The sequence below is a fragment of the Duganella caerulea genome (genome assembly GCF_040362985.1).
In the GTDB taxonomy this organism is placed as follows: Bacteria; Pseudomonadota; Gammaproteobacteria; order Burkholderiales; family Burkholderiaceae_D; genus Rugamonas; species Rugamonas vulcania.
The window spans coordinates 300,834-324,924 of record NZ_BPWJ01000007.1 but is presented as its reverse complement, the minus strand read 5'-3'; the positions used below and the strand labels follow the sequence as shown (position 1 = coordinate 324,924).

Annotated in this window: 14 protein-coding genes and 2 tRNA genes; 8 read left to right on the top strand and 8 right to left on the bottom strand. The window is 69.4% G+C overall.

Annotated features, from left to right (window positions below):
- The 4 genes from ACUJB0_RS22115 to dinB all read right to left on the bottom strand — a co-directional run bounded on the left by ACUJB0_RS22115 (position 1) and on the right by dinB (position 13,403).
- Entirely contained in the window at positions 1 to 3,210 is a 3,210-nt protein-coding gene (locus ACUJB0_RS22115; RefSeq protein ID WP_444847093.1) for a hypothetical protein, read from the bottom strand.
- Positions 3,211 to 3,337: 127 nt separating this feature from the next.
- Positions 3,338 to 11,101, bottom strand: coding sequence for an SPM autocatalytic domain-containing protein (locus ACUJB0_RS22110; RefSeq protein WP_444847092.1), 7,764 nt, complete (start codon positions 11,099 to 11,101; stop codon positions 3,338 to 3,340).
- Positions 11,102 to 11,273: 172 nt separating this feature from the next.
- Positions 11,274 to 12,170, bottom strand: a complete 897-nt coding sequence (locus ACUJB0_RS22105) for a recombination-associated protein RdgC (protein WP_117015403.1) — start codon at positions 12,168 to 12,170, stop codon at positions 11,274 to 11,276.
- An 81-nt stretch (positions 12,171 to 12,251) separates the two neighbouring features.
- Entirely contained in the window at positions 12,252 to 13,403 is a 1,152-nt protein-coding gene (dinB, locus tag ACUJB0_RS22100) for a DNA polymerase IV (RefSeq protein WP_444847091.1), read from the bottom strand.
- Positions 13,404 to 13,507: 104 nt separating this feature from the next.
- On the opposite strand from dinB, the gene ACUJB0_RS22095 reads away from it, so the two are divergent.
- Entirely contained in the window at positions 13,508 to 14,341 is an 834-nt protein-coding gene (locus ACUJB0_RS22095; RefSeq protein ID WP_444847090.1) for a substrate-binding periplasmic protein, read from the top strand.
- Here ACUJB0_RS22095 and ACUJB0_RS22090 read toward each other — a convergent pair.
- The 3 genes from ACUJB0_RS22090 to ACUJB0_RS22080 form a co-directional block, all read right to left on the bottom strand.
- Positions 14,338 to 15,189, bottom strand: a complete 852-nt coding sequence (locus ACUJB0_RS22090; protein WP_444847089.1) for a helix-turn-helix domain-containing protein — start codon at positions 15,187 to 15,189, stop codon at positions 14,338 to 14,340. The genes ACUJB0_RS22095 and ACUJB0_RS22090 overlap by 4 nt on opposite strands.
- Before the next feature lie 38 nt (positions 15,190 to 15,227).
- Positions 15,228 to 15,584 carry a nuclear transport factor 2 family protein gene (locus tag ACUJB0_RS22085; RefSeq protein ID WP_444847088.1) on the bottom strand — a complete coding sequence of 119 codons (357 nt, stop codon included), beginning with the start codon at positions 15,582 to 15,584 and terminating at the stop codon, positions 15,228 to 15,230.
- A 70-nt stretch (positions 15,585 to 15,654) separates the two neighbouring features.
- On the bottom strand, positions 15,655 to 16,935 hold the full coding sequence (locus tag ACUJB0_RS22080; protein WP_444847087.1) for an MFS transporter: 1,281 nt from the start codon (positions 16,933 to 16,935) through the stop codon (positions 15,655 to 15,657).
- 58 nt (positions 16,936 to 16,993) lie between these two features.
- Between ACUJB0_RS22080 and ACUJB0_RS22075 the strand changes: the two genes are divergently transcribed.
- The 3 genes from ACUJB0_RS22075 to ACUJB0_RS22065 all read left to right on the top strand — a co-directional run bounded on the left by ACUJB0_RS22075 (position 16,994) and on the right by ACUJB0_RS22065 (position 19,393).
- A complete protein-coding gene (locus ACUJB0_RS22075) occupies positions 16,994 to 19,108 on the top strand; it encodes a S9 family peptidase (RefSeq protein WP_444847086.1) in 2,115 nt (704 codons plus the stop codon).
- 110 nt (positions 19,109 to 19,218) lie between these two features.
- Positions 19,219 to 19,294: transfer RNA gene (locus ACUJB0_RS22070), tRNA-Val, on the top strand.
- Positions 19,295 to 19,316: 22 nt separating this feature from the next.
- Positions 19,317 to 19,393 (top strand) — tRNA-Asp (locus ACUJB0_RS22065).
- 52 nt (positions 19,394 to 19,445) lie between these two features.
- On the opposite strand, the gene ACUJB0_RS22060 is transcribed toward ACUJB0_RS22065, so the two are convergent.
- Complete coding sequence (locus ACUJB0_RS22060) at positions 19,446 to 20,495, bottom strand: Fic family protein (protein ID WP_444847085.1); 1,050 nt, start codon at positions 20,493 to 20,495, stop codon at positions 19,446 to 19,448.
- Positions 20,496 to 20,564: 69 nt separating this feature from the next.
- Between ACUJB0_RS22060 and ACUJB0_RS22055 the strand changes: the two genes are divergently transcribed.
- The 4 genes from ACUJB0_RS22055 to ACUJB0_RS22040 are packed head-to-tail and all read left to right on the top strand — an operon-like array spanning position 20,565 to position 23,984.
- Positions 20,565 to 21,719 carry a hypothetical protein gene (locus ACUJB0_RS22055; RefSeq protein ID WP_444847084.1) on the top strand — a complete coding sequence of 385 codons (1,155 nt, stop codon included), beginning with the start codon at positions 20,565 to 20,567 and terminating at the stop codon, positions 21,717 to 21,719.
- On the top strand, positions 21,710 to 22,327 hold the full coding sequence (locus ACUJB0_RS22050; protein ID WP_444847083.1) for an ABC transporter ATP-binding protein: 618 nt from the start codon (positions 21,710 to 21,712) through the stop codon (positions 22,325 to 22,327). The genes ACUJB0_RS22055 and ACUJB0_RS22050 overlap by 10 nt, the downstream gene beginning before the upstream one ends.
- A 53-nt stretch (positions 22,328 to 22,380) precedes the next feature.
- Positions 22,381 to 22,863, top strand: a complete 483-nt coding sequence (locus ACUJB0_RS22045) for a cyclic nucleotide-binding domain-containing protein (RefSeq protein WP_444847145.1) — start codon at positions 22,381 to 22,383, stop codon at positions 22,861 to 22,863.
- A complete protein-coding gene (locus ACUJB0_RS22040; protein WP_444847082.1) occupies positions 22,860 to 23,984 on the top strand; it encodes an AI-2E family transporter in 1,125 nt (374 codons plus the stop codon). The genes ACUJB0_RS22045 and ACUJB0_RS22040 overlap by 4 nt, the downstream gene beginning before the upstream one ends.
- The last annotated feature ends 107 nt before the right edge of the window (positions 23,985 to 24,091 follow it).

Genomic DNA, 24,091 nt, shown 5'->3' with positions numbered 1-24,091 from the left:
TTATTTGCGCGGCGCCGCCAGCAAGTCCTTCGCTTCCGGCGCCAGGCTAGCCACACGCAAGCCATCCGGCGCGGCCAGCATGCCGGCCCCCTCCTTCAACGCGCCCGGCATCGACAAGGCGGACGATGGCGCCGCCGGCTCCGGCTGCCCGGCGCTGAAGGCCGCCAGCGCCTCCACCATGCCACCCACCCGGGTGCGCAGCGTCGGCGACGCCTGCGCCGCCAGGTGCGGCAGCTTGGCCGCCGCCAGCGCGGCCAGCTGCGCCGTGCTCAGGCCCGCCGTCTGCGCGGTCGTGAACGCCACCGCCTGCGCCGTCGTCAGCGCGCCGATCTGCGCGGTCGACAGCACCGCCAGCTGCGCGCTGCCCAGCGCCAGCAGGTCGCGCGTCTCGATCGCCGCCAGGTCGTCCGAACCCAGCGCCGCCAGCAGCGGCTTGCTCAGCGCGCCCACCTGGCTGGACGTCAGCGCCACCATCTGATCGGTGGTCAGGAGGTCGACGCCGGCCAGGTGCGCGGTCGGCAGCGCCGCGATCTGGCGCACCGACAGCGAGGCGATCTGCGCCGTGCCGAACGCGTGCAACTGATCCGGCACCAGCTGCGCGATCACGGCGGTGTTCAAGGCGCCGACCGCCGCCGTGGTCAAGGCCGCCAAACCGTCGCTGCCCAGGCCGCGCAGCTGGGACGCCACCAGGGCGGCCGCCTGCGCCGCGCTCAGCGCGCCCACCTGCGTGGTCGACCAGGCCGCCAGTTGCGTCGTGTTCAGGCTGGCGATCACCTGCGACGACAGCGCCGCCAGGTGGGCGGTGTCGATGGCCGCCACCTCGTCCTCCCGCAGCGCCTGGTACTGGCGCGAGCTCAGCACGCCGAACTGCGTGACCGACAGGCCGGCGAATTGTTCCAGCGTCAGGCCGGCCAGCGCGGCGGTGGTCAGCGCCGCCACCTGGCGCCCGGCCAGCGCGCCGATCTGGCGGCTGGTCAGGGCCGCCAGGTTGGCCGGCGACAGGCCGGCGATCACCGAACTGTTCAGCGCAGCCAGGTCGCTCAGCTGCAGGTTGGCCACCACATCGGCCGACAGCGCGGCGAACTGCGCGCTGCTCAGCATGGACGCCTGGCCGCCGGTGAACGCGTTGATCTGGTCGCTGCTCATCGCTTGCAGCTGGTCGGTGCGCAGGCCGGGGATGGCGCCGATGCGCAGCGCGGCGATCTCCGCCGTGTGCATCTGGGCCAGCACCTCGGCCGACAGCGCGGCGATGTGCTGGCTGCCCAGGCCGGACGCCTGGGCCGTGGTCAGGCCGAGGATCTGCTCGCTGCCCAGCACCGCCAGCTGGGCGGTGCTCAGGCCGTAGATGGCTGCCGCGCTCAGCGCCGCGAAGTCCTGCGACTCCAGCGCCGCCACCGCCGCCAGCGACAAGGCCGCCACTTGCGCGCCGCTCAGGGCGGCCGCCTGCGCGGTGGTCAGCGCGATGGCCTGCTCGACCGTCATGCCCGCCAGCGCGGCGGGCTTCAGCTGCGCGATCTGCGCCGTGTTCAGGGAGCCGATCTGGTGCTCGGCGCCGCCCAGCGCGGCGAACTGCGCCGAGTTCAGCGCGCCGAACGCGGCCGCCGGCAGGGCCGCCAGCGCGGTTGGCGACAGCGCCGCCAGATGCGCGATCGACAGGGCGCCGGCCGCGGCCGGATTCAGCTTGGCGAGCTGCGCCGTGCTCAAGGCCTGGAACTGCTCGGCGCTCAGCGCGTTCAGGCTGGCCGAGCCAAGCGACGCGACCTGGCGCATCGTCAGCGCGGCGATGCGCTGCGCGTCCAGCACCGCCAGCAGGCGGGTCGACAGGCCGGCGATCGCGCCCTGCCCCAGCGCGGCCAGGTCGGCCGTCTCGATGGCGGCGAAGGCGTCGCCGTCCAGCGCGTTGATCTGGCTGCTGCTCAGCACCGCCACCTGCGCCGTGTTCAGCGCGGCGAACTGCTCGCCGTTGAGCGCGGCGATCTGGCGCGTCTTCAGGCCGACGATGCTGCCCGCCTTCAGCGCCGCCAGGTCGCCGCCGTCAAGCTGGCCGATGGCCTGCGTGCTCAGCGCGCCCAGCTGGACCGCGTTCAGCGCGGCGGCCTGGGCGCTGGTCAGTTGCGACGCCTGGTGCGCGCTCAGGCCGGTCAGCGCGGCGCTGCTCAGGGCCGCCACCTGGGCGGTCGAGAAGCGGCCAAAATCGCCGTCGTCGCCGGCGCCCAGCGCGGCCAGCTGGGCCGAGTTGAGCGCGGCCATCACCGCCACCCGCAGCGCGGCCAGGCCGTTGCCGTCCAGCGCCGCGATGTCGGCGGTCGACAGCACGCCGAACTGGCGCGCGGTCAGCGTGTGCAGCTGGGCGCTGGTCAGCGCGTGCAGCTGGTCGGCCTTGAGCGCGTGGATCTGCGCCGTGCTCAGCGCGCCGATCACCGCCGTGCCCAGCGCCTGCAGGCGCTCGGCGTCCAGCGCCTGGATCTGGTCGCTGCCCAGCGCGTTGGTCTGGCGGCTTTGCAGCGCGTGCAGCTGGTCCAGGCTCAGCGCCAGCAGCTGCGCCACGCTCAGCACGCCGATCTGGCGCGAGGTCAGCGCGGCGAAGTCGGCCGTTTCGATCGCGCCCAGCTCGGTGGCGCTCAACTGCCGGAGCAGGCCGGTGCTCAGCGCCGCCATCTGCTGGGTGGTGAAGGCCGCGATCTGCCCGGCGCTGAACAGGTCCTCGCCCTCCTTGCGCTGCAGCGGCAGGGCCGCCACCTGGCCGGCCTTGAGCGCGGCGATCTGGCCCGTGCCCAGCGCGCGCACCTGCTCCGGCTGCAGGCCGGCGATCAATGTGTTGGCCAGCATGCCGGTCTGTTTGGCGCCGATCGCCGCCAGCGCCTCGGGCGACAGGCCGCGCACGCCCTTGGCGCTGAGCATGCCGGCCTGGACCGCGGTCAGCGCCGCCAGCTGTTCCGGCGCCAGCGCCGCCATGAAGGCGCTCGATTGCGACGCCAGGCCCAGGTTGTTGGCGCGCAGCGCCGCGAAGTCTTCCGGCCGCAACGCGCCGACGCTGTCGGCCGGCATCGCCCCCAGCTGGGCGGCGCTCAGCACGCCGGCCTGGGCGGTCGTCATGGCCGCGATGTACTCGGTGCCCAGGTGGGCGATGTCGGTGGTGGTGAGCCGTGTGATCAGGCGCGTGCCGCCGGCGGCAAACTGCGCCGGGGTCAGGCTGCTGTCGAAGGTCATGTCGTTTCCTTTTTGATGAAGTGGTCCAGGCTCAAAGTTGGGGGAATCAGAAATATTGAGGAAATGCTATGCCTGCGCAGCAAAAAAAGCCCGCGCAATGCGGGCTTTCCCGAGATGCTCAGGCTGGCTATTTGGGCACCGCCAGCACGCCGTGGCTGGCGCCGCCCTGCAGCGCCTTCAGGCGCAGCACATCGCTGTCGGCTTGCGCGCCGGACGCGTCCTGGCCCAGCTCGCGCACCTGGCGCAGCACGTCGGCCATGCGGGCGGCGTTGGCCGCCAGCGCGCCGGCCTGCGGCTGGCCGAGGTCGAGGCCGGCCGGCTGCTGTTGCGGCTGCTGCGCGCCGGCGCCGAACGCGGACAAGGCTTGCGCCAGGCCGCTGACCTGGGCGCTGACGCCCTGCTGGAACCAGACGTCGGCGGCCGCGTGCTGCTGGCCGTCGGCGGTGGTGTAGCTGGAGGTCAGGCCGACGATGTTGCCGTGGTCGACCGCGCCGCCCCGCCGCACATCCAGGTTCAGGCTGGTGATGCGCAGGTCGGCCAGCGTCTTGAGCTCGCCGGCCTGGCTGACGCCGTCGGCGTTGGCGTCGACCCACACGCGCAGGTCGCCGTAGCCGGCGTCCAGCGCGTTGACCGCGCCGTCGTGATTGCTGTCCAGTTCGGCCAGCGCCTGGTAGCCGTTGTCGGCGGTGCCGCCGCCGGCTAGCCTGGTGGCCGAGCCGAACAGTTCGCTGCCGTCGTCGATGACGCCGTTGTGGTTGCGGTCCAGCGCCAGCAAGCCGTCGCCGTGGCCGACCCAGCCGGTGGCGCGCTGCTGCCCGCTGGCCGCCAGGTCGAACCGCACGCCCGCGTCCAGCCCCAGCGTGGTGACGCCGTTGCCGTCCAGGTCCAGCACCAGCGGCGTGACGTACGGCATCGTGAGCAGCTGGGCCGGGGTGAAGGCGGCCTTCTGCGCGGTGCTCATGTCGTTGTATTGGGCCGAACTCATCGCGCGGGTCTGCGTCGTGCTCAGCGCCGTCAGCTGGGCCGGCAGCATCGCCTGCATCTGCGCCGGCGTCAGCGCGACGATCTGGCGCGTGCTCAGGCCGCGGATGTCGCGGGTTTCGATGGCGGCCAGGTTGGCCCCGGTCAGGTCGGCGATCATGGCGGTGCTCAGCGCGCCCAACTGGGCCGAGGACATCGCCACGATCTGGTTCGAGGTGAACTGGTCGGTATCGGCCGCGCTTGGGCGCAAGGCCGCCATCTGCGCCACGGTCAGCGCGGAGATCTGGGCGGTGTCCAGCGCCAGCAGCTGGTCGCTGCTCAGCGCGCCGATCGCGGCCGTGCTGAGCGCGGCGATGCCGGCGGTGGTCAGCAGGCCCAGCGCGCTGGCCTGGATCTGCGACATGGTGGACGATCCCAGCGCGGCGAACTGCGCCGTGGTGAGCGCGCGCAGCTGGGCGATGCTCAGGTTCGCCAGCAGATTGGCCTCGCGCGCGACGGCGTTGAACAGCACCGGGTTGATCGCGGCCAGATCGGCCGTGCTCAGCGCCGCCACCTGGCCGGCGTTCAGGATGCTCAGCTGCGTGCTGTTGAGCGCGGCCACCTGGGCCGTGTTCAGCGCCCCCAGCTGGCTGGCCGTCAGCGCCAGCAGCTGCTGGGTCTTGAGGCCGGCGATGGCCGAGGTCTTCAGCGCGGCGACGTCCGCCGTTTCCAGCGCCGCCACCACCGTCAGCTGCATGCCGCTCAGCTGGGCGCTGCTCAGCGTCGCAACCTGGGCCGTGGTCAGCGCCACCGCCTGCGCCGCGCTCAGGCCCTGCAGCGCGGTGCTGCGCAGGGCGGCGATCTGCGCCGTGCTCAGCAAGGAGACCAGCTGCGGATCATTGCCCAGCACGGTCATTTGCGCGGCCGTCAGCCCGGCCAGCGCCGAGGTGCTCAGCGCGGTCAGGTTGGCCGAGCGGATCGCGGCCACGTCGTCCACCGACAGGCGCGCCAGCTGCTGCGACGCCAGCGCGTGGATCTGCGCCGAGTTGAAGGCGGCGACCTGTTGCGTGCCCAGGCCGTCGATCTGGGCGCTGCGCAGCGAGGCCACCTGGGCCGTCGTCAGGCCGGCCATCTGGGCCGAGCCAAGCGCGCCGAGGTCGTCGCCGGACAAGCCGGCCAGCGCCGCGGTGCTCAGCGCGCCAAGCGCGGCGCTGCGCAGGCCGGTCAGCGCGTCCGAACTCAACGCGGCCACCTGGGCGCTGTTCAACACGGCGGCCTGGGCCGAGGTGAGCGCCGCCAATTGGCCGCTGCCCAGCACGGCCGCCTGGGCCGTCTTGAGGCCGGCGATGGCGGCGGTGCGCAGGGCCGTCACGTCGGCCGCCGCCATGCGCGCCACCAGCGTCGGCGACAGCGCCCCCAGCTGCGCGCTGCCGAGCGCGCCCGCCTGGGCCGTGGTCAGCAGCAGCATCTGGGTGGTGGTCATGCCTTGCAGCGCGGCGGTGCCCATGGCCGCCACCTGCGCCGTGGTCAGCGTGCCGAACAGGCCGGGGAAGCCGTTCGCGTCCGTGCCGAGCGCGGCCAGTTGTTCGGGGCGCAGGCTGGCGATGGCCGCCGTGCCGAGCGCCATCACATGCAGCATGTCGAAGGCGCCGAAGTCGGCCACCGACAGGCCGGCCACCTGGCGTGAACCAAGCGCGCCGATCTGCGCCAGGGTCAGGCCGCCCAGCTGGGCGCTGCCGAGCGCGGCGATCTGCTGGCTCTGCAGCGCCGCCACCTGGCGCGTGCCCAGGCTGTTGAGCTGGACCTGGCTCAGGTTGGACAGCAGCGCCGCGTCCAGGCCGGCCAGCGCCTGCAGGCTCATGGCGGCCAGGTTGGTGGTGGACAGGCCGACCAGGGTCTGGCTGCTGAGGGCGCCGATCTGCAGGCTGCTCAGGGCGCCGAACTGCGCGGTCGTGAGCGCGCCCAGCTGGGCGCTGCCAAGCGCGGCCAGCTGCGTGCTGCCGAGGCCGGCGAGGGCGGCGGTTTTCAGCGCGGCCAGGTCGGCCGCCTCCAGCGCCGCGACCTGCGGCGCCGACAAGGCCGCCACCTGCAGGCTCGACAGCGCCGCCGCCTGCGCCGTGCTCAGCGCGGCGATCTGGCGCGTGCTCAGGCCGGCCAGGCCGGTGCTGCGCAACGCGGCGATCTGCGCCGTCGTCAAGACATCGATATGGCTGGCGCCGGCCGCGTCGTTGGCCAGCGCGGCCACCTGGTCGGAGCCGAGCGCGGCGATCGCGCTGGTCTTCAGCGCGGCCAGGTCGGCGCTTTCCAGCGCGGCGATCTGCGCGGTGCTGAGCGCGGCCAGCTGGCGGCTGCCCAGCGCGGCGGCCTGGCTGGTGGTCAGGGCGATCAGCTGGGCGCTGCCCAGGCCGGCCAGCGCGGCCGTGCCGAGCGCGGCGATCTGCGCGGTGCGCAACGAGGCGAACTGGGCGCTGGCAGAGCCGCCGCCCAGCGCGGCCAGCTGGTCCGAATTCAGCGCCGCGATGATGGCCGTGCTCAGGCCGGGAATGCCGCGGCTGTCCAGCGCGGCCAGGTCGGCGGTCGACAGGCCGGCCAGCTGGCGCGTGCTCAGCGCGGCCAGTTGCGCCGAGCTGAAGGCCACCATCTGCTGGCTGCCCAGCGCGGCGATCTGGTCGCTGCTGAGCGCCGCCACCTGCTGCGATTTCAACGCGGCCAGCTGGGCCGGCATCAGTTGCGCGATCAGCGCGGTGCTCAGCGCGCCGATCGCGGCCGTGGTCAGGCCCGACAGGTTGGCGGTCGACAGTCCCGCCAGCGTCTGGCTGGACAGCGCGCCCAGCTGCAGGCTGCTCAGGGCGGCCAGCTGCTGGCTGGTCAGCGCGGTCAACTGGGCCGCGGTCAGCGCCCGCATCTGGTCGGCCGACAGGCCGGTCAGCGCGGCGGTGCGCAGGGCGGTCACGTCGGCCGCCTCCAGCGCGACGATGCCGTTGGTGTCCAGGCTGGCGATCTGGGTGCTGCTGAGCGCGGCCGCCTGGGCCGTGCTGAGGGCGGCGATCTGGCGCGTGCTCAGGCCAGCGAAGACGGCGCCGCGCAGCGACGCGATCTGCTGCGTGGACAGCAGGTCGATATGGCTGGCGCCGGCCGCGTCGTTGCCCAGCTGGGCCAGCTGGGCCGGGCTCAGCCCGGCCAGCGCGGCGGTTTTCAGGCCGATCAGCGCGGCCGGGTCGAGCGCGTCCACCGCGGCCGTGGACAGCGCGCCGATCTGGCGCGAACCGAAGGCGCCCAGTTGGGCCGAGGTCAGCGCGGCCAGTTGCAGCATGCTCAGGCCGGCCAGCTGGTCGGTGTTCAGCGCGGCGATCTGGCGCGTGGCCAGCGCCGCCACCTGCGCGGTGCTCAGGGCGCTCAACACGGCGGCCGGCAGCGCGGCGATCACCGCCGTGCCGAGCGCGCCGATGTCGTTGGTCTGCAGGCCGGCGACGGCCGACGACTGCAGCGCCAGGATCTGGCTGCTGTTCAGGGCGGCCACCTGGGCGCTGGTCAACGCGGTCACCTGGTCGCTGTTGAGCGCGGCCACTTGCTGGGCGCTCAGGCCGGCGATGGCGGCGGTCTTGATCGCGGCCAGGTCGGCCGTCTCGAGCGCGGCGATATCGCTGGTGGACAACGCGGCCAGCTGGGCGCTGGTGAGCGCCGCGGCCTGCGCGGTGCTCAGCGCGACGGTCTGGGCGCTGGTGAGGCCGGCCAGCGCGGCCGGGCGCAGCGCGGCGAGCTGCGCGGTGCTGAGCGTGCCGAACAGGCTGCCGGACGGATCATTGGCCAGCGCGGCCAGCTGGTCGGCGCGCAGCGCGGACAGCGCCGAGCTGCCCAGCGCCGGCAACGTGACCGCGCTGAGCGCGGCCACGTCGGCGCTCGACAGGCCGGCGATGTTGCGCGAGCTCAGGCCGAGGATCTGCTGCGCGCCCAGGCCGGCGACCTGCGCGGTGCGCAGCGCGGCCAGCTGGTCGCTCGACAGCACGGCGAACTGGCGCGAGGTCAGGCTGGACAATTGCAGCGCGCTCAGGTTGGCCACCGACGCCGGACTGAGCGCGGCGATATAGGCGGTGCCAAGCGCGGCCAGGTTGGCGCTGGAGAAGCCGGCGATGGTGTCGGACGACAGCGCGCTCAGCTGCGCGGGGTTCATGGCCAGGAACTGCGCCATCGTCAGCGCGGCCAGCTGGCTGCTCGACAGCACGGCCACCTGGGCCGAGCTCAGGCCGGGAATGGCGGCGGTGCGGATCGCGGCCAGGTCCAGCGGCTCGAGGGCGGCGATGGCCTGCGTGCTGAGCGCATGCAATTGGGCGCTGCCCAGGGCGGCGACCTGGCCGGCGGTCAGCGCGACGGTCTCGGCGGTGGTCAGGCCGGCCAGCGCGGCGCTGCGCAGCGCGCCGATCTGCGCCGTGGTCAGCAGTTGCACCTGGCCCAGCGCGGCCAATTGATCGGAACCCAGCGCGGCGATCGCGGCGGTGCGCAGCGACGACAAGGTGGCCGAGCTGAGCGCGGCGATGCCGGCTGCCGACAGGCTGCCCGCCTGCTGCGAGCTCAAGGTGCCCACCTGGGCGGCGTTCAGGGCGCGCAGCTGGTCGCTGCCCAGCGCGGCCAGTTGGGCCGTGCTCAGCACCGCCACCTGGCGCGTGCCCAGGCCGGCCAGCTGCGCCGTGCTCAGGCCCCCGAAACTGGCGCTGGCCAGGCCGGCGATGGCATTGGTGCCCAGCGCGGCGAAGTCGTCATGTTCCAGCCCGGCCAGTCCGTCCGTGCCGAGGGCGTTGAATTGTTTGCTGCTGAGGACGCCGATCTGCGCGGTGGTCAGCGCCGTCACCTGCGCGCTGCTCAGCGCGGCGACCTGCCGGGTCGACAGCGACGCGATGGCCTGGGTGCCCAGCGCCGCGATGTCGGCCGTCTTCAGCACCGCCAGCTGCACCAGCGACAAGGCGGCCAGCTGCGCGGTGCTCAACGCGGCGGCCTGCGCCGTGGTGATTGCCGCCACCTGGTCGGTGCCCAGGCCGGCCAGCGCGGCGGTGCGCAGCGCGGCGATCTGGGCGGTGGTCAGCTGCGCGAACAGCGTGCCGCCGGCGGCGTAGCCCAGTCCGGACAGTTGGTCGGAGTTCAACGCGGCCAGCGCGGCGGTGCTCAAGGCCTTCAGCGCGGCGCTGCCGAGCGTGTACAGGTCGTCCGGCGACAGGCCCAGCGCCTGGCGCGAGCCCAGCGCGCCGATCTGCAGCGTCGACAGCGACTGCACCTGCGCGCTGCTCAGCGCGGCGACCTGCTCGCTGCTCAGGGCGGCGAAGTGGCGGGTGCCGAGCGCGCCCAGTTGCGCGCTGCTCAGCGAGGCCAGCAAGGCCGGTCCCAGCAGCGCGATGGCGGCCGGATTCAGCGCGGCCAGATCGGCGCCCGGCAGGCCGGCGATCGAGTCGCTGGACAGGGCGGCCAGCTGCCGGCTGCTCAGCGCGGCGAATTCGGCGGTGGTGAACGCGCCCAGCTGGGTGCTGCTCAGCGCGGCCATCTGCTGCGTGCTCAGGCCGGCGATGGTCGCGGTTTTCAGCGCGGCCAGGTCGGCCGTTTCCAGCGCGGCCAACTGGGCCAGCGACAGATTGTTCAGTTGCGCGCTGCTCAGCACGGAGGCTTGCGTGGTCGACAGCGCCGCCACCTGGGCGGTGCCCAGGCCGGCCAGCACGGATGGACGCAGCGCGGCCAGCTGGGCCGTGCCCAGCATGCCGAACAGGCTGCCGTTGGCGCCGCCCAGCAGCGCCAGCTGGTCGGAACCCAGCGCGGCGACGGCCGCCACGCTCAGCGCCTTGATGGCGGCGCTGCCGAGGGCGGCCATGTCGTCGGTCGACAGGCCGGCCACCTGACGCGAACCCAGCGCGCCGATCTGCGCCGTGCTCAGCGCCTGCACCTGGGTGTCGCTCAGCGCCGCGATCTGCGTGCTGCTCAGCGCGGCGATGTGGCGGGTGCCGAAGCCGCCCAGCTGCACCGTGCTCAGCGCGGCCAGCAGCGCCGCGCTCAACTGCGGCACGACGGACGGATTCAGGGCGCCCAGGTCGGCGGCCGGCAAGCCGGCCAGCGCGTTGGTGGACAGCGCGCCGATCTGCGCGCTGCCGAGCGCGGCGAAATCTGCCGTGGTCAACGCGCCCAGCTGGCTGCTGCCCAGCGCCGCCAGTTGGCGGGTGGCCAGCGCGGCGACTGCGGCGCTTTTCAGCGCGGCGACATCGGCCGTTTCCATGCCGGCGATGGCGTCGGTGGACAGGGCGTTCAATTGCGCGCCGCTCAGCGCGGCGGCCTGCGCGGTGCCGAGCGCGGCCACCTGTGCGGCGCCCAGCGCGGCCAGTTGCGACGAGCTCAACCCGGCGATGGCCTGCGTGCTCAGCGCGGCGATGCCGCGCGTGCCGATGGCGACGATTTCATCGGCCGTCAGCGTCGCCAGCTGGCGCGAGCCCAGCGCGCCCAACTGGGCGGTGCCCAGCAGGGCCACCTGGTCGGACGACAGGCTGGCGAAATTGGCGGTGCTCAGCGCCAGCAGGTCGGCCGTCTCGAAGGCGGCGATGGCGTCGGTGCTCAGGTTGGTGAAGGCCCGGGTGCCCAGCGCGGCCACCTGGGCGGTGGTCAGCGCGGCGACCTGCGCGCTGGTCAGCGCGCCCATGAAGCCCGACGGCAGCGCGCCCACCGCGTTCAGCGTGGCAGCCTTGATGGCGGCCAGGTCGCGCGTGGTCAGCACCGCGACGTTGCTGGTGGCCAGCCAGGACAGCTGGGAACTGCTCATCACGGCAAGGTGGTCGGTGCGCAGCGCCGGCACCTGGAGCGAACTCAACGCGACGATGTCCTCGCTGGTCCACGACAACACATCCTGCGTGCTCAGGGCATTGGCGATCTGGTCGGTGGACAGTATGGGGACGAGGGTGCTCATCGCGAGTTCCTTATTTGATAACACCTTTCACTATAGCAGAATTCGCTCTAATTTCCATAAAGCAACGAATTTATTTTACTGGTTTTTATCAAAAATTACATGAAAAATGCCGCAAAATCAAAGACTTTGCGGCATCCTTAACCAACAGGCAACGGCTTTTGTGGCGCGGCGATCAGGCCTTGGCTTCGCCGCCCAGCGCCTCGACCACGTCGGCCATCAGCTTGGCCAGTTCGCCGGTCATCAGCATGAAGTCGCCGTCGAAGCGTTCCTCGTCGTTGCGGGTGCTCGATTCCTTTTCCGCGATCACGTCCAGCGGCTTGATGCCCTTGATCGCCAGCGACTCGGTCAGCACGAAGGAGATCTTGCTGTCCCAGGTCATGGCCAGGCGCGTGCACTGCTTGCCGGCCGCGATGTGGCGGCGCACCTCGTCCGCCTCCAGCGTGTGGCGCACATAGCGCACCGCCGCCTTGCTCTCGCCGGTGGCGCGCAGCTCGGTATCCATGTCGACCGTGAAGCCGGCCGGCGCGTCGTCGGCCTGCAGCCACTCGGTCATCACGCCCACCGGCGAGCGCTGCACGCGCAGGCTTTCCAGCGGCAGCTTGTCGACCGCCTTGAGCAGCAGCTTGATCACTTCGTCGGCCTTGGCCGGGCTGGCCGCGTCGACCACCAGCCAGCCGTTGACCGGATCGATCCAGGTCCAGACGTTGCTGCGGATCGAGAAGGCGCGCGGCAGCAGCTCGTCGGCCACGCGTTCCTTGAGTTCCTTCATCGCCTTCTTGCCGGGGGCGAAGCCTTGTGCCTCTTCCATCTCGGCGGCGCGCGCCTTGGCGACCTGGTTGATGACGGTGTTCGGCAACAGCTTCTTCTCGGTGCCCAGCAGGATCAGCATTTGCTTGTTGACCACGTGCACCAGGCCGCCGTTCGGGCGGGGACGATCCCAGCCCTGGCGCAGCAGTTCATTGCTGCTGGCCGGGACGAAGGAGTGCGGCTCCAGCGCCGCTTCCAGTTGTTCGGGGGTAAAGGCCCAAGGGGCCGGCAGACGGTAAATCTGTAGATTCTTGAACCACATGTGTTGAGCCTTGTTTCAGTAATGCCAGGGGAGCGCCATTTTACACGGTGATGGCGGCGCTGAACCGAATCTGTTGCTTGCCTAGGCGAACAATTCGCCTTGCCGTGGCAGCGAGACCTGCTGGCTAGAGCCGGGCGGCTCCAGCGTGCTGGCGCGCACGCCCAGCAGGCGCAGCCGGCGTTGCAGCGGCACCCGTTTCAGGCATTCGCGCGCGGCCTGCAGGATGCCGGCCGCGTCCGCCACGGGCTGCGGCAAGGTGACGTTGCGGCTGACGATCTGGAAATCGTCGAAGCGCAGCTTGATGCTGATGGTGCGGCTGACGTAGCCCTTGCGCTTGAGGTCGTCCGCCAGCCGGTCGCACAGCTTGGTCAGGATGGACGACAGCGTGCCTCGGTCCTGGCGCGCGTGCAGGTCGCGCTCGAAGGTGGTCTCGCGGCTGATCGACTTGCTCTCCGAGCTGGTGGAAATGGCGCGGTGGTCGATGCCGCGCGCGGCGTCGGCCAGCCAGGCCGAATAGTGGGCGCCGAAATGGTCCTGCAGCAGGCCGGCGTCGGCGGCCGCCAGCTGGCCGATGGTGGCGATGCCCAGCGCCGCCAGCTTCTCGGTGGCCTTGGGGCCGATGCCGTTGATCTTGCGCACGCCCAACGGCCAGATGCGCGCCGGGATGTCGTCGTAGCCCAGCACGGTCAGGCCGTCGGGTTTTTCCAGGTCCGAGCAGATCTTCGACAGCAGCTTGTTGGGCGTCACGCCGATCGAGCACGACAGCCCGGTGGCGTCGCGCACGGCCTGCTTGATGCGCTGGGCCAGCTCATGCGTCTCGCCTTCCACATGGGTCAGGTCGATATAGATCTCGTCGATGCCCCGGTCCTCGAAATCCGGCGCGATGGCGGCCACGGCGTTCTTGAACAGGCGCGACATCTGGCGGTAGGCGTCGAAATTGACCGGCAGCAGGATGGCGTCCGGCGCCAGCTTGGCAGCCTTCATCATGCCCATGGCCGAACCGACGCCCAGCGCGCGCGCCTCGTAGGTGGCGGTGGTGATGACGCCACGGCCGACATAGTCGCGCAGCCGGGAAAAGGTGTGGCTGCCGTCCGCCTGCCGCACCGGCTGGGCGTCGCGCCCGCCGCCGATCACCACCGGCAGGCCGCGCAGCTCGGGATAGCGCAGCAATTCGACGGACGCATAAAACGCGTCCATGTCGAGGTGGGCGATGCGGCGCTGGTCTTCAACCATGATGCGGAGAAAATTACTGTGAATACATACAGTATTCACTAAAACGCATCAGTCCGCAAGACCCCGCCCCATTTGCCGCCGCCGGGGTTACACTGGAGGCCACCATGACCAAGCGCCTGACCTTCGCACTGCTGAGCATGTTGCTGTCCTCCGCCCCGGCGGCAAGGGCGGCGCCGGACGCCTGCCCGCCGGCCAGCGCCGGCCTCAGCGACCTCGGCTACGCCTCCTACCGCGACGGCTCCGCCATCCGTGGCATCACGGTCGACCTGCTGGAGGAAATCCACCGGCGCAGCGGCTGCGTCTTCCAGCTGGGCTGGTATCCGCATGGCCGGGTGTACGCGCAATTCTTCAGCGGCCAGCTGGACGTGACCGGCGCCGCGCTGCGCAACGCCGAGCGCGACCAGCACGGCGTGTGGCTGCCCTACACTTATTCGCAGTTCGAACTGGTGCTGCTCAACCAGAGCGCCGGCGAGTTCCGCAGCCTGGCCGATTTCGTCGAGCGCAGCACGGCGCGCCTGAACGTGGCGCGCAGCATCGCGTATTCGCCCGCGACGCAGGCGCAGATGGACCGGCTGCAAAAGCTGGGCCGGCTGGAATACGTCAACGACTACGGCGTGGTGTTCCGCAAGATCCTGGCCGGCCGCGCCGACGGCACGCTGGCGCCGCCGGCCATCCACGTGCTGCACCAGCGCCAGTTCCACCTGCTGGGCAAGATGCGCGCCACCGCCTTCGCCGAATCGCCGCGCGCGATGGTGGGCATCTACGTGTCGAAGCAGCTGCCGGCGGTGCAGCGGCGGCGCTATGCCGAGGCGGTGCGCGCCATCGTTGGCGATGGCACGGTGCAGCAGATCTATCTGCGTTATCTGAGCGCCGACACCACCCGCCAGATCTTCGCCGGCGGCGTGCGCGACATCCTGGATGCGATGCCGGCGGACTAGCCATGGCGCGCGCGGAACCACGCGGCGCTGGCCTCGTCGGCCGGAAAGAACGATTCGACGCGCAACTCGTGCACGGTGACATCGTGCGGCGTGCCCAGCGTGGCGATAGTGGTGAACAGGTTCAGCTCGACGCCATCCTTGCGCAAGGTCACCGGCAGGAAGGGCAAGGCGCGGCGGTCCAGGTTGGGCGACGCCTGGCCCAGGCCGTCGACGCCGGGCAGCGCCAGCAGCTCGCCCAGCAAGGTGGTGGCCTCGCTGCCGGGACCGTCGCTCATCGCCTCGCGCTGGATCCAGTGCAGCAGGTCGGCGCCGACCTCCTCCCAGTTGTGCAGGTAGCGGCGCGCGCCGTGCGGATCCAGCATCACCTTGAGCACGTTGACCGAGCCGTCGGTGGGGATGGCCGCGTCGGCCGGCAAGTCCAGCAGCCAGCGCATCATGCCGGCCGCCGGCGCGTTGGCCAGCGCCAGGTTCCACAGGCGATCGACCACCAGCGCCGGATATGGCGCCTGCTGCGCCAGCATGAAGTCCAGCGCCCGCCGCACCGCGCCCAGCTCGGGATCGGACAGCTTGCGCTCCTGGTAGGCCGGCGCGTAGCCGGCCGCCAGCAGCATCACGTTGCGCTGGCGCAGCGGGATCTCCAGCACCATGCCCAGCTTCAGGATCAAATCCTTGCTGGGCTGCGAGCGACCGCTTTCCAGGAAGCTGATGTGGCGCTGCGAGATCGTGCTCTCGGTCGACAAACGCAGCTGGCTGTAGCCGCGCTTGCCGCGCCAGTACTTCAACGCGGCGGCGAAGTCGCTGAAATAATCGGTCGCGCCGTGGGCGCCGGATGGATGCGATGCGGACATGCGGGTCTCCTTATCCGGCAATGATAGCCCGGCTGCGCTCACGCCGCGTTCAGGAAACCGGTGACGCGGGTCAGCCGGCCGTCCTCGCCCAGCTCGGCGACGTCGGTGCCGTGCGCCACCGGCGCGCTGCCGGGCACGGCCAGCGTCCACGAAAAGCGCACCACGTCGTTGTGGCCGTCCGGCGTGCCGTCCAGTTCGAAGCGGAAGCCGGGGAACTGGCTTTGCGCGCCGGCGATCATGGCGTCGATGCCGTCGTGGCCGGCGCCGCGCATCATCGGATCGAGGTAGCGGGCGTCCAGCGCGAAGGCGCGCGCCACCAGCGCGCGGCGGGCGGCGGCGTCGCGTTCGTTCCAGACGGCCAGGTATTGGGTAGCGATGTGGGCTGGGGTTTGCATGGTGATCTCCTTGAGTGGTTGATGTCGAATCGACAGAAACCATTGTCCGGAAATCGCTGCGTGGCGGCGATTACGTCCCAGGTAATCGTCGCGCCACCACCAGCACGGCGCCGGCCACCAGGCTGGCCGCCAGCAGGTAGATGCCGTTGGCCGTGCTGCCGGTCGCGTCCTTGATGGCGCCGACCAGGTAGGGACTGGCGAAGCCGGCCAGGTTGCCCACCGAATTGATCAGCGCGATGCCGGCCGCCGCCGCCGCGCCGCCCAGCATCGCGGTCGGCAGGCTCCAGAAGATCGGGAAGGTGCTCAGGATGCCGGCCGTCGCCACGCTCAGCGCGGCCATCGCGATCACGGTGTTGTCGCTGTAGACGGTGGCCACCACCAGGCCCAGCGCGCCGGCCACGGCGGCCGCGGCCGCGTGCCAGCGCCGCTCGCCGCTGCGGTCCGAGTGGCGCGCGGCCAGCACCATCGCCACCGCCGCCACCGAATACGGAATCGCGGTCAGCAGGCCGATGTCGAACACGTTCTTGACGCCGCTGTTCTTGATCAGCTGCGGCAGCCAGAAGCTCACCCCGTACAAGCCCATCACGAACAGGAAGTACACCAGCGCCAGCAGCCACACCGTGCCGCTGGCGAACACCCGCGCCAACGGCAGGCGCTGCTGGTGCTGGCCGTCCTCGGCGATGGCGCGTTCCAGCATCCGCTTGTCGTCCTCGGTCAGCCACTTGGCGGCGCGGATGCCGTCGTCCAGATAGAACAAGGTCCACACGCCGATCAGCACCGACGGCAAGCCTTCGAGCAGGAACAGCCATTGCCAGCCGCTCAGGCCATAACGTCCAGCGAAGGACTGCATGATCCAGCCCGACAGCGGCCCGCCCACCACGCCGGCCACCGCCACGCCGCTCATGAACAGCGCCACCATGCGCGCGCGCCGATGCGCCGGATACCAGTAGGTCAGGTACAGGATGATGCCGGGGAAGAAGCCGGCCTCCGCCGCGCCAAGCAGGAAGCGCAGCAGATAGAACGTCGCCACGCTGTTGGCCAGCATCAGCGCCGACGAGATCAGGCCCCAGCTGATCATGATGCGGGCGATCCAGATGCGGGCGCCGGTGCGCGTCATCAGCAGGTTGGACGGCACCTCGAACAGGAAGTAGCCGATGAAGAAGATGCCGGCGCCCACGCCGTACACGGTGTCGCTGAAGCGCAGGTCGGCCAGCATCTGCAGCTTGGCGAAGCCGACGTTGACGCGGTCCAGGTAGGCGGCCACGTAGCACAGGAACAGGAAAGGCATCAGCCGCCAGCTGACGCGGCGGTACAAGGGGTCGAGTTCGGCATCGGAAATAGTTGTTTTCATTTGCTTATTTTGCAATACAATTTGTGATCAAAGAACAGCCCGGAACCCCACAGACGCCATGATACGCACCCTGCCCATCCTGCTTGCCCTGCCCGCCCTGCTGGCGTTCGCCGATCCCGCCGCACCGCCGGTCGCCGCCAGGAAGCCATGGAGTCAACGCTACCACGGACAGGCGCTGGCCGACGAATACCATTGGCTGCAAAACCGCCGCGACCCGGCCGTGCTGGCCTACCTGAAAGCCGAGAACGCCCACACCGAGGCCGCCACCGCTTCCATTGCCCCGCTGGCCAAACGGCTGGCGGCGGAGATGCGGAATCGCACCGCCGCCAGCGACTTGACGGTGCCGTCGCGCCAGGGCGATTTCTACTACTACAGCCGCGGCATCGCCGGCCAGCAATACCCGCTCAACTGCCGCCGCCGCGCGGCCGCCGACGGCAGCTATGACGACCATGCGTCGGAGCAGATCCTGCTGGACCAGAACCGCCTCGCTCGCGGTAAAAAATTCTTCGCGCTCGAAGGAGTGATGCCCAGCCCCGACGGCAACCTGCTGGCCTACCGCGCCGACACCAGCGGCCAGCACCAGTTCCAGCTGCACATCAAGGACTTGCGCAGCGGCCGCGAACTGCCGCTGAGCGTGCCGCGCGTGACGTCGATGGAATGGGCGGCCGACAACCGCACCATCCTGCTGACGCAGGCCGATCCGTCCACGCTGCGTCCCGACCGCCTGCTGCGCGTGTCGATCGCGGGCGGCAAGCCGGTGGAAGTCTACCGCGAGCGCGACGGCAATTTCCTGCTCGGCATAGGCCGCACGCACGATGGCCGCTACCTCGAACTGATGGCCGCCAGCTCCGACACCAGCGACACCTGGCTGCTGCCGCGCGACCAGCCCGACGCCGCGCCGCGCCTGCTGATGCCGCGCACGCCGGGCCACCGCTACAACGCCGAGACGCATGGCGACCAGCTCTACCTGTTGACCAACAAGGACGCGCCCAACTTCCGCGTGGTCAGCGCGCCACTGGCCGCACCGCAGGACTGGACCGAGGTGACGCGGCCCGAGCCCGGCACGCTGATCGAGTCGATGGACGTGTACCGCGATTTCATCGTGCTCAACGAACGCGCCGCCGCGCTCAGCCGTCCGCGCATCTACAGCTTCGCCAGCGGACAATGGCGCGGCGTGCAGTTCGACGACGAGGTCTACCTGGCGCAGGCCAACACCGAGGCGGCCGGCGTGGCCGGCTACGACGACACCAGCTACCGGCTGCAATACCAGTCGCCGGTCACGCCGCCGATGGTGATCGAGATCGACCTGGCCAGCGGCGCGCGCAAGGTCGTCCAGCGCCAGCCGCTGGCCGGGGTCGACCTCGGCCGCTTCACCACGCGCCGCATCTGGGTCACCGCGCGCGACGGCGTCAAGGTGCCGGTGTGGCTGGCCTACCGCAAGGACGTCAAGCTCGACGGCAGCGCGCCGCTGCTGCTGTACGGCTACGGCGGCTGGGGCTTCCCCAGCGAGGCCAACTTCAGCCTCGGCCGTCTGAGCCTGATGGAGCGCGGCGTCATCTACGCCGAGGCGCAGATCCGCGGCGGCAACGACCTGGGCGAGCAATGGCACGACGACGGCAAGCTGATGAAGCGGAAGAATGTGTTCAACGATTTCATCGACAGCGCCGAACACCTGGTGCGCGAGGGCTATACGCGGCCGGAGCGGCTCATCGCCGAGGGCGGCAGTTTCGGCGGCATGGTGATGGGCGTGGTGGTCAACGAGCGGCCGGAGCTGTTCCACGCCATCGTGGCCGCCGTGCCGCAGGCCGACCTGATCCACGAGATCACCGACCCGACGCTGCCGATGGTCACCTATGAATACCTCGAGTCCGGCGATCCGAAGCAGAAGGCCGCCTTCGATTACATGAAGAGCTACTCGCCGTACGACAACATCAAGCGTCAGGCATATCCGGCGATGCTGGTGACGGCGGGCTTCCGCGACACCCAGGCGCAATACTGGCCGGCCGCCAAATACGTGGCGCGGCTGCGCGCACACAAGACCGACAACCGGCCGCTGCTGCTCAAGACCGACTTCACGTCCGGCCACTACGGCGCGTCCGGGCGTTACGACGCCATCGACGGCAAGGCCTTCGAGCTGGCCTGGATGCTGGACCAATGGGGCATCAACGAATAATTTTCTAAATAATTTACAAAAACCCTTGCGGAACGGATTAGGCAGCTTGTAGAATACGGCCTCGTTCAGCAGTTGCAACAAAGTAGTGAAGCAAAGCTGATATGTTTTCTGGGTGCTTAGCTCAGTTGGTAGAGCGGCGCCCTTACAAGGCGTAGGTCGGGAGTTCGACCCTCTCAGCACCCACCAAGGAAACAGAAAAACGAAATTTGGAGCGGTAGTTCAGTTGGTTAGAATACCGGCCTGTCACGCCGGGGGTCGCGGGTTCGAGTCCCGTCCGCTCCGCCAAATTCCTTTAAGGGCCCGATTCGTCGGGCCCTTAATCATTTCCGCGCCACTTTTATCCCAATTCGTACCAGACGCCGCGCCCACTGCCGTGCCGCCTCAGCTGTCCCTGCTCGACCAGGTTACGGAAGTGCGGTTTCAACGTGTTGCGGTTGCGGGCGGTGATTCGCAAGGCATCGGCCATGGTGACGCGGCCATGTTCCCGCGCAAACTGAACAATCCGCTGCGATAGTTCAGGCAAGGCCGCCAGCACCACGCGTTCCAACTCGATTTTCTTCTCCAGCCGGCGTATCAGTTCGGCCAGGGAGCGTAGCAAAAACAGCAGCCAGGGTTGCCAATCCGGCGTGTCGCTGCGGATCGTCGCTTGTGTTTGCCTCAGCGCCAGATAATACGCCTCCTTGTTCGCTTCGATGACACTCTCCAGTGAGCTGTAAGGCACGAACGCATAACCGGAGCGCAGCAACAGCAGTGTGGTCAAGATACGGCTCAAGCGCCCATTACCATCTTGGAACGGATGTATCTCCAGGAAGACCACCGTGAAAATGGCGATCACCAGCAAGGGGTGCAGCCGCGCTTCGCGCAACTCCTGCGCACTCCAATGGATAAGCTCCGCCATGCGGCGCGGCGTATCGAACGGCGATGCGGTCTCGAACACCACACCCAGCTGCCGGCCATCCGCATCGAACGCGGCCACACTGTTAGCGCTGGTCTTGTACTGGCCGCGATGGCGCGCGTCCTTGTCGCTGTGACGCAGCAGCATCTGGTGCAGTTGCTTGATATGGTTTTCCGTCACGAATATGTCCGGCCAGGAGTGGAACACCACGCCCATCAACTCAGCGTAGCCCGCCACTTCCTGTTCGTCGCGGGTGGCAAACGACTGAAGCTGGAGATTGGAAAGCAAGCGCGCCACCTCGCGATCCGACAGGCTGGCGCCTTCGATGCGCGTGGAAGAACCCACGCTTTCAATAGTGGCGACGCGACGAAGGGCTGACAGGCGATCCGGCGTAAGCCGGCCCAGAGCCCGCCAGGCACCTTTGAATTCATCGATCCCGGCGATAAGATTCAGAATCTCGGGAGTGATGTGCAGAGTATCGGTACGCAGCATTCAACCAATAATACACCCAATTACAACCAATTAAGTCCGGCCTAATTGGCCGGGTGTTATCCTTCCGGCATGCATATTTCGATACCGTTCCAGCACCCCTACCTGCGATTCCGCATGCGCCTGGCGCAGCAGGCAATGCTGCAGTTCGCGGTCAGCTTCAAGAGTTCGCTCGAATACATCCTGCTCGGTTTCGGCCAGGTGCTGGTGGGACTGGTCGCCTGCCTCGCGCTGCCGGGACTGTTCGCGGCGACGCGGCCGTGGCCGCAGGCGTTGGGCCTGTTCGCCGGCCAGGCATTGATCGCCAGCGCACCGGTCTGGCTGCTGCGCAAGCGGCTGCTGCCTGCGCAGGTGCTGCAGTGGTGTCGTCCGCTGCCGATCCCCGCGCGCTCGCAGTGGGGCGCCAACATCGCCGTGGCTGGCATGATCATCGTCCCATTGAGCTTGGCCTACGCGCTGTCCACCGCGATCTGGCTGTTTCAATGGCCGGACTGGCTGCGACCGGTGGCGCCGCAGGCATTGCTGCTGACCGCCGGCTCGCTGCTGCTGGGCTGGATCATCTCGACGCTGGTGCTGGCCCAGCGCTGCCGCATGCCGGCCGCCGTCCGGCTCGATCCCGACCGCCCCGCGCCCGGCCCCTATACACCACGCCTGCCGGCCAGCGCCGGCGCCAGACCAGCGATGCAGCGTGCACGGACCGCGCTCTACCACTGGCGCCAGCTGTTCTGGCTGCCGTTCTGGCGCGCCGAGAATCTGGTCGGCATCCAGCAGACCGTGCTGCTGCTGGGCGCCGTGCTGGGCATCGGCGCGTGGCTGTGGCATCCGGCCGTGGTGCCGCCGGCGCTGTGGGGCTTCAACGCCGCGCTGCTGCTGATGGTGCTGACCGACCGCGGCGACAAGGCCGTCACCGAACAGATCACATTGCTGCGTCCCGTCGCGGCGGCCTGGCCGGTGCGCATCGAGCGCCTGTTCCGCTTCGCCCGCTGGTCGGCGCTGCTGCCCGGCCTGGCCGTGATGGCCTGGTTCGCGCTGCTGACGCTGGGCCACCTGGGCCGCGCCAGCAGCGCCGGCTACAGCACCACCGTGGCCACCGTCTGGCTGTGCTTTGCCGGCGTCGCCCAGGCCGCCATCATCACGCTGCGCCGCCTGAGCGTGCGCGGCCGCGTGGGGCTGGTCATCAGCGCCATCATCATCCTCACCGCCATTGGAAGCGAACTATGGAACTGAAGCCCGTGCTGCGCATACAACAACTGACCTTCGAATACGCCAGCCATCCGCTGTTCCGCCGCTTCGACCTGCAACTGGACGCCGGCATCACCTGGCTGCGCGGCGAGAACGGCGCCGGCAAGACCACGCTGCTCAAGCTGGCCGGCGGCGCGCTGACGCCGCACGCGGGCACCATCATTCTGGACGGCCTCGACATGCTGGCCCAGCCGCTGGCCTACCGCCTGCAGTGCTACTACTGCGGCGGCGACACGCCGCAACTGCCATGGCTGACCGTGCAGGAAATCCTCGACCTGCACCTGTCGCTGTATCCTGGCACCGACCCGGCGCTGCTCAACGCCGAGCTGCAAGCGTTCCACCTGCTGCACACGCTGGACCAGCCGGTGACCACGCTGTCGCTGGGCCAGCACAAGAAGATGCAGCTGTCGCTGGCGCTGGCGCTGCCGGTGCGGCTGCTGCTGATCGACGAGCCGTTCAACGGCCTCGACGTGGACGCCGTGGCCTACCTGCGCCAGCAACTGTCGGCGCCGCAGCGGCTGGCGCGCCAGTGCATCCTGCTCACCAGCCACCTCGACCCGGCCCTGCCGCTGTCCGCCACCGTGCAACTTTAAGTTATCATGGGAATGATGAGCCGGCCCGGCCCGCATTCCCGCACGGAGTTCCCCTGATGTTTGGTTTCCTGAAATCGCCCACGTTGTCGCCGCGTCTGTTGCGCCTGAAGGAATCGGCGCTGTTCGCCACGCTGACTCCGCTCGAACTGAAAATCGTCGACGGCCTGATGCACGAACGCCGCTACCTGGCCGACGAAATCATCTTCGACGAGGGCGAGGAAGGCCAGGCGCTGTACCTGGTGATGTCGGGGCGGGTGATCATCAGCCGCAAGCTGGGCGAGACGCGCGAAGTGGTGGCCGAACTATCGGCCGGCTCCTTCTTCGGCGACCTGGCGCTGCTCGACAACACGCCGCGCAACGCGCAAACGCGCGCGCTGGACAACTGCGAGCTGGCGGTGTTCTTCCGCGCCGACTTCATGGGCCTGATGGAAACCGACGCCGTCATCGGCTACAAGATCTCGCTGGCTTTGGCGCGCCACATCGGCAGCCGGCTGCGCGACTGGATGAGCGGCAAGCCGCAGGTCGAGGCGATATGAACTTCTTGCCGACCCAACAGCGCGCCGGGCCGGTAGTCTGGAGCGGCATCATCGCCGCCACCTGCGTGCTGCTGTTCCTGCTGCAGCAAATGCTGTTCCTCGCCATCCCCTTCCTGCTGGGGATCGTGCTGTACTACATCCTGCAACCGCCGATGCAGCGCCTGATCCGCATGGGCCTGAGCCACAACGCGTCCACGATGATCGTCGGCGGCGTGTTCCTGCTGCTGCTGGCGATGGCCGGGCTGGTGTTCATTTTCTGGGACAGCGGCCCGTCCGACTCGTGGCAGGACATGCTGGGCAAATACCTCACGGGCGGGCTGGAGTTCGTGCGCCACACGATGCTGTCGCTCGAGCGCGAGTTCCCCATCCTCAAGCAGATCAAGCTGGCGCGCACGGTCAACAGCCGCGTGAGCGCGTTCACCGGCACCTTCGTGCAAAAGCACCTGACCGACATCCTGGTATCGGTGGCGGCATGGCTGCCGTCGCTGCTGCTGGCGCCGTTCCTGACCTTCTTCTTCCTGCGCGACGGTTTGCGCTTCAAAAAGTTCCTCGCGCGCGCCGTCCCCAACGCCTTCTTTGAAAAGACCCTGTGCCTGCTGCACGAAGTCGACCAGACCGCGCACCGCTACTTCCAGGGCCTGATCAAGCTGACCATTCTCGACACGGCGGTGCTGGCCATCGGCCTGTGGGCGATCGGCGTCTCGTCGCCGCTGGTGCTGGGGCTGATCGCGGCGATGCTGGCATGGGTGCCGTACGTCGGCTCCATCGTCGGCTGCATGCTGGTGGTGATGGTAGCCTCGACCGACGCGCCGGCCGACCCAGCCGTGGCCTACATGGCGATCGGCGTATTCATCGCCGTGCGGCTGCTGGACGATTTCGTCTTCATGCCGATGACGCTGGGCCGCAGCCTGCACATCCATCCGCTGATCACGGTGCTGATGATCTTCATCGGCGGCTCGGTGGCCGGCGTGGCGGGCCTGATGCTGGTGCTGCCGCTGCTGGGTGTGGTGATGGTCATCGGCGAAACGCTGGGCCGGCTAATCACCGACCCACGCCTGCGCGCCCGCCACCGCAACGCCATGGAACTGCGCACCCGCCAAGCCAGCGTCGACTTAACATAATTGGGGTCAAGTCTGACATTCGGACACGGGCTCTGCTTTAAGCGGGCGCTTTAAAGCAGAGCTCGTGTCCGAATGTCAGACTTGACCCCAATATTATTCGGCGAATG